9 protein-coding genes are annotated in these 16,037 nt (G+C 58.9%); 5 read left to right on the plus strand and 4 right to left on the minus strand.

The annotated features are described in order from the left end of the window. Positions 1-114: 114 nt before the first annotated feature. Entirely contained in the window at positions 115-3,054 is a 2,940-nt protein-coding gene (glnE, locus tag KUF73_RS15545; RefSeq protein ID WP_218438955.1) for a bifunctional [glutamate--ammonia ligase]-adenylyl-L-tyrosine phosphorylase/[glutamate--ammonia-ligase] adenylyltransferase, read from the minus strand. Positions 3,055-3,437: 383 nt separating this feature from the next. Here glnE and aceE point away from each other — a divergent pair, with 383 nt between their 5' ends. The 5 genes from aceE (at position 3,438) to msrA (ending at position 13,364) form a co-directional block, all read left to right on the plus strand. Further along, positions 3,438-6,083, plus strand: coding sequence for a pyruvate dehydrogenase (acetyl-transferring), homodimeric type (gene aceE / locus KUF73_RS15550; RefSeq protein WP_218438956.1), 2,646 nt, complete (start codon positions 3,438-3,440; stop codon positions 6,081-6,083). 11 nt (positions 6,084-6,094) lie between these two features. Further along, positions 6,095-8,044, plus strand: a complete 1,950-nt coding sequence (gene aceF, locus KUF73_RS15555; RefSeq protein ID WP_218438957.1) for a dihydrolipoyllysine-residue acetyltransferase — start codon at positions 6,095-6,097, stop codon at positions 8,042-8,044. Between the two features lie 266 nt (positions 8,045-8,310). After that, complete coding sequence (locus KUF73_RS15560) at positions 8,311-9,705, plus strand: alkaline phosphatase D family protein (protein ID WP_218438958.1); 1,395 nt, start codon at positions 8,311-8,313, stop codon at positions 9,703-9,705. A 253-nt stretch (positions 9,706-9,958) separates the two neighbouring features. Continuing rightward, positions 9,959-12,652 (plus strand): bifunctional diguanylate cyclase/phosphodiesterase, encoded by a 2,694-nt coding sequence (locus KUF73_RS15565; protein ID WP_218438959.1) that lies wholly within the window; start codon positions 9,959-9,961, stop codon positions 12,650-12,652. A gap of 64 nt (positions 12,653-12,716) precedes the next feature. Next, entirely contained in the window at positions 12,717-13,364 is a 648-nt protein-coding gene (msrA, locus tag KUF73_RS15570) for a peptide-methionine (S)-S-oxide reductase MsrA (protein ID WP_218439130.1), read from the plus strand. Positions 13,365-13,491: 127 nt separating this feature from the next. On the opposite strand, the gene KUF73_RS15575 is transcribed toward msrA, so the two are convergent. The 3 genes from KUF73_RS15575 to KUF73_RS15585 all read right to left on the minus strand — a co-directional run bounded on the left by KUF73_RS15575 (position 13,492) and on the right by KUF73_RS15585 (position 15,913). Continuing rightward, positions 13,492-14,328 (minus strand): 23S rRNA (adenine(2030)-N(6))-methyltransferase RlmJ, encoded by an 837-nt coding sequence (locus KUF73_RS15575; protein WP_218438960.1) that lies wholly within the window; start codon positions 14,326-14,328, stop codon positions 13,492-13,494. A gap of 198 nt (positions 14,329-14,526) precedes the next feature. Next, on the minus strand, positions 14,527-14,850 hold the full coding sequence (locus KUF73_RS15580; RefSeq protein ID WP_218438961.1) for a hypothetical protein: 324 nt from the start codon (positions 14,848-14,850) through the stop codon (positions 14,527-14,529). 337 nt (positions 14,851-15,187) lie between these two features. After that, a complete protein-coding gene (locus KUF73_RS15585) occupies positions 15,188-15,913 on the minus strand; it encodes a DUF4123 domain-containing protein (RefSeq protein WP_218438962.1) in 726 nt (241 codons plus the stop codon). Positions 15,914-16,037 lie beyond the last annotated feature (124 nt).

Here is a 16,037-nt window from a genome sequence, read left to right on the forward strand (position 1 = left end):
AGCGTGGCTTGCCCGCGATGAGGCCGTCACATCCGACAATGATGGTGACTGACACTCCGCTATCGCGGGCAAGCCACGCTCCCACAGGGTACTCAGCGTTTCAAAAATCCGGCTTCAGCTTAGCCCCAGCTCACGCCAGATCCGCATGACCTGTCGCCGTTCGTCCGCGAACTGGTCGCCCGGGATCACCCCGGCGTCCTTCTGCAAGGCCTGCCGGTGAGCGGCGGAGCGGTAAGCTTTATAGGCTTCACGCAACAGGCTGGCATCTTCGGCAGGCATCAGCCCTTCGTGTTCCAGCTCTTCCAGAATGCGGATGTTATCCGTCCAGCGTAGCAATGGCGGGTGTGTTTCGGACCACGCCAGGGCCGCGTATTGCACCATAAATTCAATATCGACGATACCTCCGGCGTCCTGCTTGAGATCGAACGGCGCCGTGGCCTCGAAGGCATTTGCCCCGGTGCCGGCGGCAGTGCCCTTGCTGCCAAGGTTATCGCGCATTTTGGCGCGCATCTCGCTGACCTCCTGGCGCAAGGTCGGCAGATCCCGTGCCTTGCCCAGGATCGCCGCGCGCACCTGCTCGAACGCGCGACCGACATCTTCGCTGCCCACCAGCACCCGCGCCCGCACCAGCGCCTGATGCTCCCAGGTCCAGGCTTCGTTCTCCTGATAACGGGAAAATGCCCCCAGCGAACTCACCAACAACCCCGACGCACCGGACGGTCGCAGCCGCATGTCCACTTCATACAACTGACCGGAGTTGGTCTGCGCCGTGAGCAAGTGAATGATCCGCTGTCCGAGCCGGGTGAAAAATTGCGCGCCATCGATAGGTTTCGGCCCGTCGGTTTCCGCCTGCGGATCGCCGTCATGGATGAACACCAGATCCAGGTCCGAACCATGCCCCAGTTCCAGGCCGCCGACTTTCCCGTAACCGACAATAATGAAGCCGGGATCGCACAGGGTGCCGTCAGTGCGAAGCGGCGTGCCGTACTTGGCCACGGTCTGACGCCAGGCCAGCGCCAGCACTTGTTCCAGAATCGCTTCGGCAAGCCAGGTCAGGTAATCGCTGACTTTCATCAGCGGCAAGCTGCCGGCGATTTCCGAGGCAGCAACACGCAAGCGGTGCGCCAGCTTGAAATGCCGCAAGGCTTCCATTTGCTGTTCCAGGTCATCCTCGGGAATGCGCGTCAGACGCTCGCGCAACTCGGCGGCCAGTTCTGGCGCCAAGGGTGGCTTGAACAGCCGGCCTTCATTGAGCAATTCGTCGAGCAGCAATGGGAAACGGGTGATTTGCTCGGCGATCCACGGGCTCGCCGCGCACAGCGTCAGCAAGCGTCGCAACGCGCCGGGGTTTTCGGTCAACAACACCAGGTACGCGGAGCGTCGGGCCACGGCTTCCACCAATGGCAGCACCCGCTCCAGCACCAAATCCGGATTGGCGTGCTCTACCGCTTGTGCCAACAAACGTGGAATAAATGCATCGAGACGTTCGCGCCCCAGGCGCTGCATGGCGCGTAACTGCGGGCTGATGCGCAGGCTGGCCAAGGCTTTCAGGGCCTTGGTGGCATCGGTGAAACCGCCTTCTTGCAACTGCCGGCAAGCGGCCTCCTCATCCTGAGCTTCTTCCCACAGCGGCAACCACTCACCGCCCACCACCACTTCGCTTTCGGTGCCTTCTTCTTCATCAGGGTCGGCGATCACCTGACCGAAGTGCCAGGCCACGCGGCCGCGCCAGTACATCAATTGTTCATGAAACGCCGACCAATCGGCGAAACCCAACATAAAGGCAATGCGCGCCTGATCCTGAGCGCCGTCAGGCAGCATCTGAGTCTGGCGGTCGGCAATCGCCTGGATCGCATGCTCGGTGTAACGCAGGAATTCGTAGCCTTCGCGCAGCTCACTGATCACCGCCGGCGGCAGATAGCCCTGCCCTTCGAGCGTGCTCAGTACCTTTAATAGCGGTCGCTGTTGCAAGCTCAGGTCGCGACCGCCGTGAATCAGCTGGAAGGCCTGGGCGATAAATTCCACTTCGCGAATGCCGCCCGAACCAAGCTTGATGTTGTCGGCCATGCCCTTGCGCCGGACTTCCTGCTGAATCAGCTGCTTCATGGTGCGCAGTGCTTCGATCGCCGAGAAATCCAGATAACGCCGATAAACGAACGGCCGCAGCATGTCTTGCAGTTGCGCGCCGGCCACTTGATCGCCGGCCACCACTCGCGACTTGATCATCGCGTAGCGTTCCCAGTCGCGGCCTTGATCCTGGTAATACTGCTCAAGCGCATTGAAGCTCAGCACCAGCGCGCCGGCCGAACCGTAAGGGCGCAGGCGCATGTCGACGCGGAACACAAAACCATCGACGGTCATCGGGTCCAGGGCCTTGATCAGGCGCTGGCCGAGACGGATGAAGAATTCCTGGTTATCCAGCGGACGTTTTACGCCGACGGTTTCGCCACCTTCGGGGTAGGCGAAAATCAGGTCGATGTCCGACGACAGGTTGAGTTCCACCGCGCCGAGCTTGCCCATGCCGAGGACGACCATCTGCTGCGGCTCGCCGCTGCGTCGACCGGTTGGCACGCCGAACTGCTGGCAGTGCCGTGAATACAACCACCGATAGGCCTGATCGATGCTGGCATCGGCCATGTCCGAGAGGTCGCGGCAAGTCTGGACCAGATCAACCTGACGGGTGAGGTCGCGCCAGATGATCCGCACTTGATGCCGCGCGCGCTGGCGGCGCAAGGCACGGCCGAGTGCGTCGTCGGTTTCGGCAGCGCTCACCGCCGCGGCAATCTGCGCACACAATTCGCCGGGGGCGAAGTTGCGGTCCAGTTCACCGGACCGCACCAGCTCCAGCAACATCAACGGGTCGCGTACGGTTTGCTCGGTCACGAAGTCGCTGGCAGCGGTCACACGGGCCAATTGTGCCCAGCGCTCAGGCGTCCAGGCTGACAGGCCATGGTCGTCGTCCAACTCGGCAACGGCGGCACGGAACGACTGCTCGGCGCGGGTGACAAACGGCAGAAGAATGGGGGGCAGTTCGGCAAGCGAAGGGAGGCTCATGGTCTATCCTTGATCGGCGTGTATTGACCTGTATGTAGTGAATCTTGCAAAAGCACTACCCGGAGGACTGTCGAACAAAAGTTAGAAATAGCTGAAAATTCTTTTTTTTTGGCAGCTAACATCAAGCTTTCACCTTTTCTGGTTGGCAAAAGACCAACCTTAACGATTATTCTCACAACGCAGCCATGGGCCACAAGCCGCTCATCTGTAGTTTTACTACTCGTATATACATTAGTAAGGCTGAAATGCCGGATGATTTGTAGTAAAACTACACACCGCCGGAACAACCTATCGGCAATCCAAGAATTCATAACGTCTGCCCACAAGGCCAGTCGCTAACTCAGGCAACCGATTCTGGTAGCCTTTCCGCCCTGGAGCAAGCCATGCAAGACCTCGATCCCGTCGAAACCCAGGAATGGCTGGACGCCCTGGAATCGGTTCTCGACAAAGAAGGCGAAGACCGTGCTCACTATCTGATGACCCGTATGGGTGAACTCGCAACCCGCAGCGGTTCGCAGTTGCCTTACGCCATCACCACGCCTTACCGCAACACCATCCCGGTAACCCACGAAGCACGCATGCCTGGCGACCTGTTCATGGAACGCCGCATTCGCTCGTTGGTACGCTGGAACGCGATGGCCATGGTAATGCGTACGAACCTGAAAGATTCTGACCTCGGTGGTCACATCTCCAGCTTCGCTTCCAGTGCGACCCTGTATGACATCGGCTTCAACTACTTCTTCCAGGCCCCGACCGACGAACACGGCGGCGACCTGATCTACTTCCAGGGCCACACCTCGCCAGGCGTTTACGCCCGCGCGTTCATGGAAGGTCGCATCACCGAAGACCAGATGAACAACTTCCGCCAGGAAGTCGACGGTCAGGGCCTGTCGTCCTACCCGCACCCATGGCTGATGCCTGACTTCTGGCAGTTCCCGACAGTATCCATGGGTCTGGGCCCGATCCAGGCGATCTACCAGGCACGCTTCATGAAATACCTGGAAGCCCGTGGCTTCATTCCGCAAGGCAAGCAAAAAGTCTGGTGCTTCCTGGGTGACGGCGAGTGCGACGAGCCGGAATCCCTGGGCGCGATCTCGCTGGCTGGCCGCGAGAAGCTCGACAACCTGATCTTCGTCATCAACTGCAACCTGCAGCGCCTCGACGGCCCGGTTCGCGGCAACGGCAAGATCATCCAGGAACTCGAAGGCGTGTTCCGTGGTGCTCAATGGAACGTGAGCAAAGTTATCTGGGGCCGTTTCTGGGACCCACTGCTGGCCAAAGACGTCGACGGCATCCTGCAACGCCGCATGGACGAAGTCATCGACGGCGAATACCAGAACTACAAAGCCAAAGACGGCGCGTTCGTACGTGAACACTTCTTCAACTCGCCAGAACTCAAGGCGATGGTTGCAGACCTGTCCGACGACGAAATCTGGAAGCTCAACCGTGGTGGCCACGACCCGTACAAGGTCTACGCGGCGTACCACCAGGCGGTCAACCACAAGAATCAACCGACCGTCATCCTGGCCAAGACCATCAAGGGTTATGGCACCGGTGCCGGCGAAGCGAAGAACACCGCGCACAACACCAAGAAGGTTGACGTTGAAAGCCTGAAGCTGTTCCGCGATCGTTTCGACATTCCGGTCAAAGACGAAGAGCTGGAAAACCTGCCGTTCTTCAAGCCAGAGCCAAACAGCGCCGAAGCCCGCTACCTGAGCGAGCGTCGTACTGCACTGGGCGGTTTCGTGCCACAGCGTCGCGCGCAGAGCTTCAGCGTTCCGACTCCACCGCTGGATACGCTCAAAGCGATCCTCGACGGCTCGGGCGACCGTGAAATCTCCACCACCATGGCTTTCGTGCGCATCCTGGCGCAACTGGTCAAGGACAAGGAAATCGGCCCGCGCATCGTTCCGATCATCCCGGACGAAGCCCGTACCTTCGGTATGGAAGGCATGTTCCGTCAGTTGGGCATCTACTCCTCTGTCGGCCAGCTCTACGAGCCAGTCGATAAAGACCAGGTGATGTTCTACAAGGAAGACAAAAAGGGCCAGATCCTCGAAGAAGGCATCAACGAAGCGGGCGCCATGAGCTCCTTCATCGCTGCCGGTACTTCGTACTCCAGCCACAACCAGCCAATGCTGCCGTTCTACATCTTCTACTCGATGTTCGGCTTCCAGCGTATCGGCGATCTGGCCTGGGCTGCCGGCGACAGCCGTACCCGCGGCTTCCTGATCGGCGGCACCGCCGGCCGTACCACCCTGAACGGTGAAGGCCTGCAGCACGAAGACGGTCACAGCCACATCCTGGCTGCCACCATCCCGAACTGCCGCACCTTTGACCCAACCTACGGCTACGAGCTGGCGGTGATCATTCAGGACGGCATGAAGAAGATGACCGAAGAGCAACAGGACGTCTTCTACTACATCACCGTGATGAACGAGTCCTACCAGCAGCCAGCCATGCCGGCCGGTGCCGAGGAAGGCATCATCAAGGGCATGTACCTGCTCGAAGAAGACACCCGCGAAGCGGCGCACCACGTTCAGCTGATGGGCTCCGGCACCATCCTGCGTGAAGTCCGTGAAGCAGCGAAAATCTTGCGTGAACAGTTCAACGTCGGCGCCGACGTATGGAGCGTTACCAGCTTCAACGAACTGCGTCGCGACGGCCTGGCCGTTGAGCGCACCAACCGTCTGCACCCTGGCCAGAAGCCTAAGCTGAGCTACGTGGAAGAGTGCCTGAACGGCCGTAAAGGTCCGGTGATCGCTTCTACCGACTACATGAAACTGTTCGCCGAGCAAATCCGTCAGTGGGTACCGTCCAAGGAATTCAAAGTCCTGGGCACCGACGGCTTCGGTCGCAGCGACAGCCGCAAGAAACTGCGTCATTTCTTCGAAGTCGACCGTCATTTCGTGGTGTTGGCAGCCCTGGAAGCACTGGCTGACCGTGGTGACATCGAACCCAAGGTTGTGGCTGAAGCCATCGCCAAGTTCGGTATCAACCCGGAAAAACGCAACCCACTGGACTGCTGAGGAGAGATTCTGTGAGCGAACTCATTCGCGTACCTGACATCGGCAGCGGTGAAGGTGAAGTAATTGAACTGTTTGTGAAGGTCGGCGACCGTATCGAAGCCGACCAGAGCATCCTGACGCTGGAATCGGACAAGGCGAGCATGGAAGTGCCTGCGCCGAAGGCCGGCATCATCAAGAGCCTGAAAGTGAAGCTGGGCGACCGCCTGAAAGAAGGCGACGAACTGCTGGAGCTGGAAGTCGAAGGTGCCGCTGCTGCGGCCCCTGCGGCTGCCGCGCCGGCTGCCAAGGCTGAAGCGAAACCGGCTGCCGCTCCTGCTCCGGCAGCAGCTGCACCGGCCGCCGCGCCTGCCGCAGCTTCGGTTCAGCAAGTGCACGTGCCGGACATCGGCTCGTCGGGCAAGGCCCAGATCATCGAGATCCAGGTCAAGGTCGGCGACACCGTCGAGGCTGATCAATCGCTGATCACCCTGGAGTCCGACAAGGCCAGCATGGAAATCCCGTCGCCAGCCGCTGGCGTGGTGAAAGCCATCAGCGTCAAGCTCAACGACGAAGTCGGTACTGGCGACCTGATTCTGGATCTGGAAGTGGCGGGTGCTGCGGCACCGGCTGCTGCCGCGCCAGCTCAGGCTGCTGCGCCGGCGCCGGCTCCGGCTGCCGCTGCTGCTCCGGTTGCCGACAGCGTTCAGGATATCCACGTTCCGGACATCGGTTCGTCGGGCAAGGCCAAGATCATCGAAGTCCTGGTCAAGGCCGGCGACACCGTTGAAGCCGACCAGTCGCTGATCACCCTGGAATCCGACAAGGCGAGCATGGAAATTCCATCGCCTGCCGCTGGCGTGGTGGAAAGCGTTTCCATCAAGCTCGACGACGAAGTTGGCACTGGCGACCTGATCCTCAAGCTGAAAGTCAAAGGTGCCGCCCCGGCTGCTGCTTCGGCACCTGCCGCTGCTGCACCGAGCGCTCCTGCTGCTGCCGCACCGGCTGCAGCGGCACCTGCTGCACCTGCTGCCGCACCCGTCGCGGCTCCAGCCAAGCCTGGTGCCAAGGTTCACGCGGGCCCGGCAGTACGCCAACTGGCCCGTGAATTCGGCGTCGAGCTGAACGCCGTCGGCGCCAGCGGTCCGCACGGTCGCATCCTGAAAGAAGACGTGCAGGTTTACGTCAAAGCCATGATGCAGAAAGCCAAGGAAGCACCGGCCGCTGCTGCTGGCGCAACCAGCGGCGCGGGCATTCCGCCAATTCCGGTCGTGGACTTCAGCCGCTTCGGTGAAACCGAAGAAGTGCCGATGACCCGCCTGATGCAAATCGGCGCGTCGAGCCTGCACCGCAGCTGGCTGAACATCCCGCACGTGACTCAGTTCGATTCGGCTGATATTACCGAGCTGGAAGCGTTCCGTATCGCTCAAAAAGCCGTTGCAGAGAAGGCCGGCGTCAAACTGACCATCCTGCCGCTGCTGCTTAAATCCTGCGCGCATCTGCTCAAGGAACTGCCGGACTTCAACAGTTCGCTGGCGCCAAGCGGCAAAGCGATCATCCGCAAGAAGTACGTGAACATCGGCTTCGCGGTCGACACCCCTGAAGGCCTGCTGGTACCGGTCATCAAGAACGTCGATCAGAAGAGCCTGTTGCAACTGGCAGCCGAAGCCGCTGCGCTGGCCGCCAAAGCCCGCGACAAAAAGCTCACCGCTGACGACATGCAAGGCGCCTGCTTCACCATTTCCAGCCTCGGCCACATTGGCGGCACCGGCTTCACGCCGATCGTCAACGCGCCGGAAGTGGCGATCCTCGGTGTTTCCAAGGCAACCATCCAGCCAGTCTGGGACGGCAAAGCCTTCCAGCCGAAACTGATGCTGCCGCTGTCGCTGTCCTACGATCACCGTGTGATCAACGGCGCTGCTGCTGCACGCTTCACCCAGCGCCTGAGCAGCCTGCTGGCGGACATCCGCACCATTCTGCTGTAACACCGGCCGGCCCTCCTTCACCGGGGGGCCTGCCGCGTTTCACGTTTTCCGAGCGCCACGCTCGTACCTCAACCCCGCCAATTTGGCGGGGCTTTTTTTGCCCTCAAGAAAACACCCTTCCTACATTCGCGGCTTACATCGGCCACAACGCGAGTCGACTTCAGCCCGGTATTTTTTCCAACCAAACCACTAGCCTTAGTTCAACCGCTATAAATAGATTTATTACAGCAACAACTTAGCCACTATTATTTCGAATGGACTCGAATATGTTGAAACCTACAGTCGGCCCAATTATTGGCCACACTACAACTGACCATGCCCGCATTTTCTTACGCGGAGAATGGAAAAAAGACACGTTGGTATTTGCAGGTATTCGTTATCGAAAGAGCGGTGACGAGCACTGGAACAAAGGTGTATTTACCCAACTTGAGGCCTCGCGCGACATGTCGGATGTGATTGTTCTCCACGACCTTGCCGCCGACACCGAGTACGAATACCAGGCCGGCTGGTTCAGCCCCATGAGCCCGGTGCACACCACGGACACCGTGCAGGAATTGCCGCTGCAATGGCCTCGGGACCTCTACCCCCTGCGCACACAGTCCAGCAAACCCCAGATATCACGGGCCTACATCGTCGGTTCATGCCGTTACCTGCGTATGACCGCCGGCGTGCCATCGGCCCCGCACCTGGGCGACCGAATCTTCGCCTCAATCTCAAATCTGGCACAGCACGCCGAGCCACCGCTCAGCGCCCTGTTGATGACCGGCGATCAAGTCTATGTCGATGACCTTAACTTTATTGCGCCGGATCGGGAGTACAAGGAAATACTCGCCAAATACCGCACGGCGTTTTCTCAACCCAATATTTCAAAGTTAATGTCTGGCACGCCGACTTACATGATCCTCGACGACCATGAAATTGAAGACAATTGGCCCGCCAATAAAAGCAAAGTCGACAACCACTTATATAAAAACGCCATCGCGGCCTATGAGTTATATCAAGCCAGTCACAGCCCGGCTCATTCACTGAATTCCCTTGGGCAAATAAGTCATCCGTTAAAACAATATTGGTATCAGTTCAGCAACGGTGACATCGAATGGTTTGTCACCGATAGCCGCACCCGACGCAATCTCTCGGCCAACGACCGGCGCATCCTCGACAACGAGCAGGAACAGGCCCTGTGTAAATGGCTGATCAACAGCCCGGCCCGGGTCAAATTCGTCGTCACCAGCGTCATGTTCTACCCCGACCGCCAACGCTTGGGCGACGACGCATGGAAAGCCTTTCCCGAACAACGGCTACGGTTGCTGGAGACTATTCGTACTAACGGCATCAAGAATGTCATCTTCATCTCCGGCGATGTCCACGGTTCACTGACCAGCCGCCTGAGCCACAGCGAAAACCCGGATTTCGAAGTCCACACCATCGTCTCGTCACCGTTGTGCAACAGCAAACTGCTGCCTTATGCCAAGGCCTCCACGTTCATCCTCGATCAACCGCTGGCGCGCACTGCTGCGGGTGATTACCGGCATGAGCTGACGAGTGAGGTGGTGAGCCAGGATAATTTTGCTCATCTGGTCGTCGACGCACAGCAGATTCAAGTGAGGTATCACGATCGGGATGGCAGCCTGCTGCAATCGATCAGCATTGCGTTGCATTAAAATCAAAAGATCGCAGCCTTCGGCAGCTCCTACAGAAGCAGCGTAGATCCTGCCGCTGTTGCGATCTTTTCCGTAAATAGCATTACTTTTTTCATTAACTGGAGAAATCTTCCCTCCTGCCGACATATTCTTATAGCACTTGGCCTTCATGTCTCTTGTCAGTCGGTGTCGCAATGATGCAACCTTGCCGCAGACAACAGTTAAGAGGGCGAGAGCCCGGCGCGTTCAGCAAATTCGAAGCGAGTTTCCCTCCATGAAAAGCCAACCCGATGCCGCCAGCCGTATGGTGGCCGAGGTAGTGACGCAGTTGCCTGTGCCCTCGCGGCTCGGCATGCTGCGTTTCGAACGGCTTAATGAGCCAAGCTGGGCGCTGCTGTTTCTTGATCCCAATTGCGAACGCCAGTTCGGCCTGCCGGCCATGGAGCTGTGTGCTCTGGTCGGCTCACCCTACGCCAGCCTGATGGAGCCCGAAGCGCGCTATCAACTGCACGATGCGGTGCAGCATCAACTGACCGAACACTCGCATTACCTGATTCGCTACACCCTGCACACCGCCTCAGGCTCGCTCAACCTGCTGGAAATGGGCGAACCCTACAAGCAACACAATAGACACCTGCTGCGCGGTTACCTGCTGGTGATCGATGGCTTGTTCGATGACGATCCGCTGCTGCCGGCGCTCGACCTGGAAACGCAGAACTCGCGCCTGCAGATCGCCCTGGAACTGAACCAGATCGCCCAACAGGAACAACTGCAGCATCTGGAACGGGTGCGCGCCCAGCAGGACTTGATTCTGCTACTCACCCGCCAGCGCTACAGCAGCAATAATTCACTGCAAGAAGCCGCCGAACTGATTACCCGCAGCGCCTGTGATATCTACGAGATCGACTCCGCCAGCCTATGGAATCTTGAAGGCCCGATGCTGGTGCCGATCTCGGCCTATCACCGCGCCGACGGGGAATACCTGCTGCCGGAGCCCATCGACGTCAGCGGCTTTCCCGACTACCTCGACGCCTTGCACACCGGCCGCGCCATCGACGCCCACAACGCCATACGTGACCCGCGCACCCGGGACATGGCCGAAAGCCTGCGCCCTCGCGATGTCAACGCGATGCTCGACGCCAGCATCCGCGTCGACGGCCAAGTGGTCGGCGTGCTGTGCCTGGAGCAAACCGGCGCCACCCGCGCCTGGCAGTCGGACGAAATCGCCTTTGCCGGCGAACTGGCGGATCAGTTCGCCCAAGTCATCAGTAACCACAACCGACGTACCGCCACCAGCGCCCTGCACCTGTTCCAGCGTGCGGTCGAGCAAAGTGCCAACGCCTTTTTGCTGGTCAATTGCGACGGCGTCGTGGAGTACGTCAACCCGAGCTTTACGGCGATCACCCAATACAGCACCGAAGAAGTCCACGGCCAGCGCCTGTCGGAACTGCCGGCGCTGGAAAACCTCAGTGAGCTGCTGTTCGACGCCCCTTCCGCGCTGGCCAAGAGCAACAGCTGGCAAGGTGAATTCAAGAGTCGTCGCAAAAACCTCGAACCCTACTGGGGTCAGTTGTCGATTTCCAAAGTCTATGGCGACAACCGCGAACTGACGCATTACATCGGCATCTACGAAGACATCACCCAGACCAAGCTCGCCCAGCAACGTATCGAGCGCCTGGCCTACACCGACAATCTGACGAACCTGGGTAACCGTCCGGCATTTATCCGCAACCTGGATGAACGCTTCGCCCGAGACAGCGATACGCCGATTTGCCTGTTGCTGGTGGACATCGACAACTTCAAGCGGATCAACGACAGCCTCGGTCACCAGACCGGTGACAAACTGTTGATCAGCCTGGCCCGACGCCTGCGCAACAGCCTGATCCCCAGCGGCAGCCTGGCGCGTTTTGCCAGTAACGAATTCGCCGTATTACTGGACAACAGCGACCTCTCGGTGGGCCAGCAAGTGGCCAATCAACTGCTGGCGACCCTCGACAAACCGATGTTCGTCGACAACCAGTTGATCAGCGTCACCGGCTCCGTTGGCCTGGCGTGCGCGCCGTTGCACGGGCGAGACCCGCAAACCCTGATGCGCAACGCCGGCCTGGCGCTGCACAAAGCCAAGGCCAACGGCAAACATCAGGTCCAAGTGTTCACCGAAGCGCTGAACGCCGAGGCCAGCTACAAGCTGTTCGTGGAGAACAACCTGCGCCGCGCCCTGACCCAGAACGAACTCGACGTGTTCTACCAGCCCAAGCTGTGCCTGCGCAGTGGTCGCCTGCTGGGCATGGAAGCGCTGCTGCGCTGGGATCACCCGGAAAAAGGCATGATCCGCCCGGACCAGTTCATCAGCGTTGCCGAAGAAACCGGCCTGATCATTCCCATCGGTAAATGGATCGCTCGCCAGGCTTGCCGCAAGAGCAAAGAGCTGACCGCCGCAGGGCTGGGCAATCTTCAGGTGGCAATCAACCTGTCACCCAAACAGTTTTCCGACCCGGACCTGGTGGCTTCCATCGCCACCATCCTCAAGGAAGAAGCGCTGCCAGCCCACCTGCTGGAGCTTGAGTTAACGGAGGGCCTGCTGCTGGAGGCCACTGAAGACACCCACCTGCAACTCGACCAACTCAAGCGCCTGGGCCTGACCCTGGCCATGGACGACTTCGGCACCGGCTATTCCTCGCTCAGTTACTTGAAAAAATTCCCGATCGATATCATCAAGATCGACCGAAGCTTCATTCACGAAATCCCGGACAACCAGGACGACATGGAGATCACCTCCGCGGTGATCGCCATGGCCCATAACCTCAAACTCAAGGTCGTGGCTGAAGGCATCGAGACGGCCGCACAACTGGCCTTCCTGCGTCGCCACCGTTGCGACGTTGGCCAGGGCTATCTGTTCGACCAACCGATCCCGGGCTCCGAGCTGATCGAGAAGCTCAAACGCTACCCGCGCGGTCCCATCGCCTGACATCGATTCAACTCTCAGGCAAACTGCATCTCTAATTATTTCAACCTGACTGAGAGGACTGATGATGGTTCTGCGCTCGGAAATCCTGGTGAACAAAAACGTGCTCCCTACCAAAGAACAAGCTCTGCCTGGCCGCGAAACCCCAATGAACCTGCCGGAAAAACACTTTGTCCACGACGCCCCGCTGCTGGGTCCGTTCGCCATGGACGTGGATTTCGCGATCTTCGGCCTGGGATGCTTCTGGGGTGCGGAGCGCCGCTTCTGGCAGCGCGAAGGCGTGGTCAGCACGGTGGTGGGTTACGCTGGCGGCTTTACGCCAAACCCGACCTATGAAGAAGTCTGCTCGGGCCTGACTGGCCACAGCGAAGTCGTGCTAGTCGTCTACGAGCCGGCAAAAGTCAGCTACGAAGAACTGCTGAAGATGTTCTGGGAACTGCACAACCCGACCCAGGGCATGCGCCAGGGCAACGACATCGGCACCCAGTACCGCTCGGTGATCTACGCCACCAACCCAACTCAGCTGGAAGCGGCGAAGAACAGCGCAAAAGTGTTCCAGGCCGAACTGACCAAGGCCGGCAAAGGCATCATCACCACCGAAATCGACGAAGCCCCGACCGTCTACTTCGCCGAGGCCTATCACCAGCAATACCTGGCGAAAAACCCGGAAGGCTATTGCGGGATCGGCGGCACCGGCGTGACCTGCCCGATCTAACCGCTTAAAACAAAAGATCGCAGCCTTCGGCAGCTCCTACACATAACCCTGTAGGAGCTGCCGAAGGCTGCGATCTTTTGATCTTGTTGTTCTTGTCTTGCCGCTTGCAGCTTGAAACTTGCAGCTGCTACTCAGCAATCAACCAATCCATCTGCCACCCGCCCTGGGTCTGCCCAAGCTTTTGGGACAACCACGGCAGCAACTCGCGCAATTCTTCCTCCAGCCCCCACGGCGGATTGGCAATCGCCATCCCGGAGCCGTTCAGGCTGTTGGGCGTGTCCAGCGGATGCACCAGCAATTCCACCCGCAGTAGTTTCGGCGCGCCGGTGCCGGCCAGGTCTTGATAGAAACGACGCAACATGCGCTGGTCCTTCACCGGGTACCAAATCGCCGCCACCGTCTGACGCATCCGGCCAATCGCCTCTTTCAGCGACGCCGCGCAGCGCTGCATCTCATCGAGCTTTTCGAACGGCGGATCGATCAGCATCACCGCCCGCTTCTCTTGCACCGGCAACATCGCCCGCGGCACATGCCAGCCTTCGCCCAGGTGAACCTTTACGCGGCGATCACCGGCCATGTTGTCTTTGAGCAGTACACCGTCTTCCGGGTGCTTCTCGTTGAGCATCACGCGATCCTGCGGGCGAGTCAGGCGCCGCGCCAACTCCGGCGAACCGGGGTAATAGCGCAACTGGCCATCCGGGTTCATCTCATGCAGCACCTGCATGTAATCGGCGGTCAGGATCGGCAGGTCCGGCTGATCCCACAAACGCGCGATGCCTTCCAGGTACTCGCCGGTACGGTTGGCCTGATCGCCCTGAAGGTCGTACAGACCAATGCCGGCGTGGGTGTCGAGATAGGCAAACGGCTGCTCCTTGCGCGACATCAGGGCGATGAGGCGGGTCAAGGTCAGGTGTTTGAACACATCGGCGTGATTGCCGGCATGGAAGGCGTGACGATAATTCATGGTTGCTCCTGCGAAGGCCGGCAAGTTTACCTCCTACCGGCCCGCAAGTCAGGGCCTCACAGCCGAGCGGCCAACCCAGCACCAACGCCCCCACTGTAGGAGCTGCCGAAGGCTGCGATCTTTTGATCTTGTTTTTGTAAAGCTACGATCAAAAGATCGCAGCCTTCGGCAGCTCCTACAGTTGGATATTTTAAAACGCTACGACGAAGGCCGAGCTCGCAACCGTCGCCCGAGCACATTCAGCACGTCACACCCATCACGCAACGGAATGGCGCACAACAAGGCAAAGTCACTGAGGATGAACGACTGACACTCGATCGAACCGCGCATGGACAGGTTCTCAAGCACTTGGGTGACCGCTTCGATTCGGTAAGTCGCGGCGTCGTACAACACATCCAGTGGCGCGTGGGCGTCGACGAACAGGGTCGGCATGTCGTCGCAGTTGCTGGTGAGGGCCATGAAGCGGTTTTCGGGGTGCGGGACTGGTTTTTCGTAGGGTGGATCGGGATGAAGTTTGGTCATTTCTGAATTCCTAACGTATGGAATGAAGCCGTCACCTTTCACTTCCACGCAATAGGTGGCGGCTGTACGCAGGTGTGGAAGACCGGGACGTTAGGCACCCGGCGCACTCGAAAGCGCCCCGCGTACAACCACCATAAAACACAGACGATAATCCGTCGGACTGGCGGCGTTTGACGCGCCTAACGATAGAAGGGCTTCCACACCCTGTCACTGAATTTGCAGCGACAGCCAAAGACTATCCCCCTAATTCACTGCCCACCAGTTCACGCAAACCGCTACAGCTTGAAGGAAATATCCGAAGACCTTGCCCGGAAACGTCCTAGGACCAATCTCATTTTCAGCACAGCTCCTCCGTCAAATACTCCAATAATTCAGCCTTCGGCACGGGCGGCAAACCCTCCACGGTCAGAAAATTCGCCACCTTGCTGCGCAACACACGCTCAGAAAACGCCTCGTAAACATTCTGTTGCTCTTCACTCAGCCACTGCATCAGGTTGTCGATCCGGGTCGAAGCATCCTCGGCGCCAAGCTGTTGCAACAGAGCATCCGGCACTTCCCACCACGGAAAAACCCGCTCCGTTGTCATCGCGCTACCGCCAATCTCCACCGACTGGCCATTGATCAAACACCGCCCAAAAACCGGCAGTAACTGCGCAGCATCCACCTCGGCAGATTGCAGGATCGGCAACAAATACCGCCCATCCCAAAAGCGGAAAAACACAGCCTTGCCATCCGGCAGCTTCACCTGGCTCAAGCTGCGCAAATGCTCGACCACCACCTCCAGGCTCGCTGACGAAACAGCCAACCAACCCCAGTCCTGCGACTCGGTCGTGGCCACCCACTGCAAAAACTCACTGTCCGCCGCGACGATTCCCACATAAGGCATTACCTCTTCCCACTCGGCATAAACAGTACCGGCCCAAACCGGCGTCGGCGACGAACCGCACTTCGAACGCCGCCAAACCTTGAACGGCTCAGCGGCACTGGCGCTGCTGAAGATGGCGAAGAGTTTTTCACTTCCAGATAGCGGAATAATTTTTTGCCAAATACCGGGATCTATCATAGGGAAAACTCAGAATGAAACATGATTAAAATAAAAAATCTCAATACCAAATTTCAATCAAAATAAAAAAACACACTAACAAAATTAGCGTCCATCACTTGACGAAGAATAAAACACCCATTAA

The sequence above is a fragment of the Pseudomonas sp. PD9R genome (assembly GCF_019200975.1).
GTDB lineage: Bacteria > Pseudomonadota > Gammaproteobacteria > Pseudomonadales > Pseudomonadaceae > Aquipseudomonas.

Coding starts and splice junctions, on each gene's coding strand:
- glnE (WP_218438955.1), bottom strand. CDS start 3,054: ATGAGCCTCCCTTCGCTTGCCGAACTGCCCCCCATTCTTCTGCCGTTT.
- aceE (WP_218438956.1), top strand. CDS start 3,438: ATGCAAGACCTCGATCCCGTCGAAACCCAGGAATGGCTGGACGCCCTG.
- KUF73_RS15560 (WP_218438958.1), top strand. CDS start 8,311: ATGTTGAAACCTACAGTCGGCCCAATTATTGGCCACACTACAACTGAC.
- KUF73_RS15565 (WP_218438959.1), top strand. CDS start 9,959: ATGAAAAGCCAACCCGATGCCGCCAGCCGTATGGTGGCCGAGGTAGTG.
- msrA (WP_218439130.1), top strand. CDS start 12,717: ATGGTTCTGCGCTCGGAAATCCTGGTGAACAAAAACGTGCTCCCTACC.
- KUF73_RS15575 (WP_218438960.1), bottom strand. CDS start 14,328: ATGAATTATCGTCACGCCTTCCATGCCGGCAATCACGCCGATGTGTTC.
- KUF73_RS15580 (WP_218438961.1), bottom strand. CDS start 14,850: ATGACCAAACTTCATCCCGATCCACCCTACGAAAAACCAGTCCCGCAC.
- KUF73_RS15585 (WP_218438962.1), bottom strand. CDS start 15,913: ATGATAGATCCCGGTATTTGGCAAAAAATTATTCCGCTATCTGGAAGT.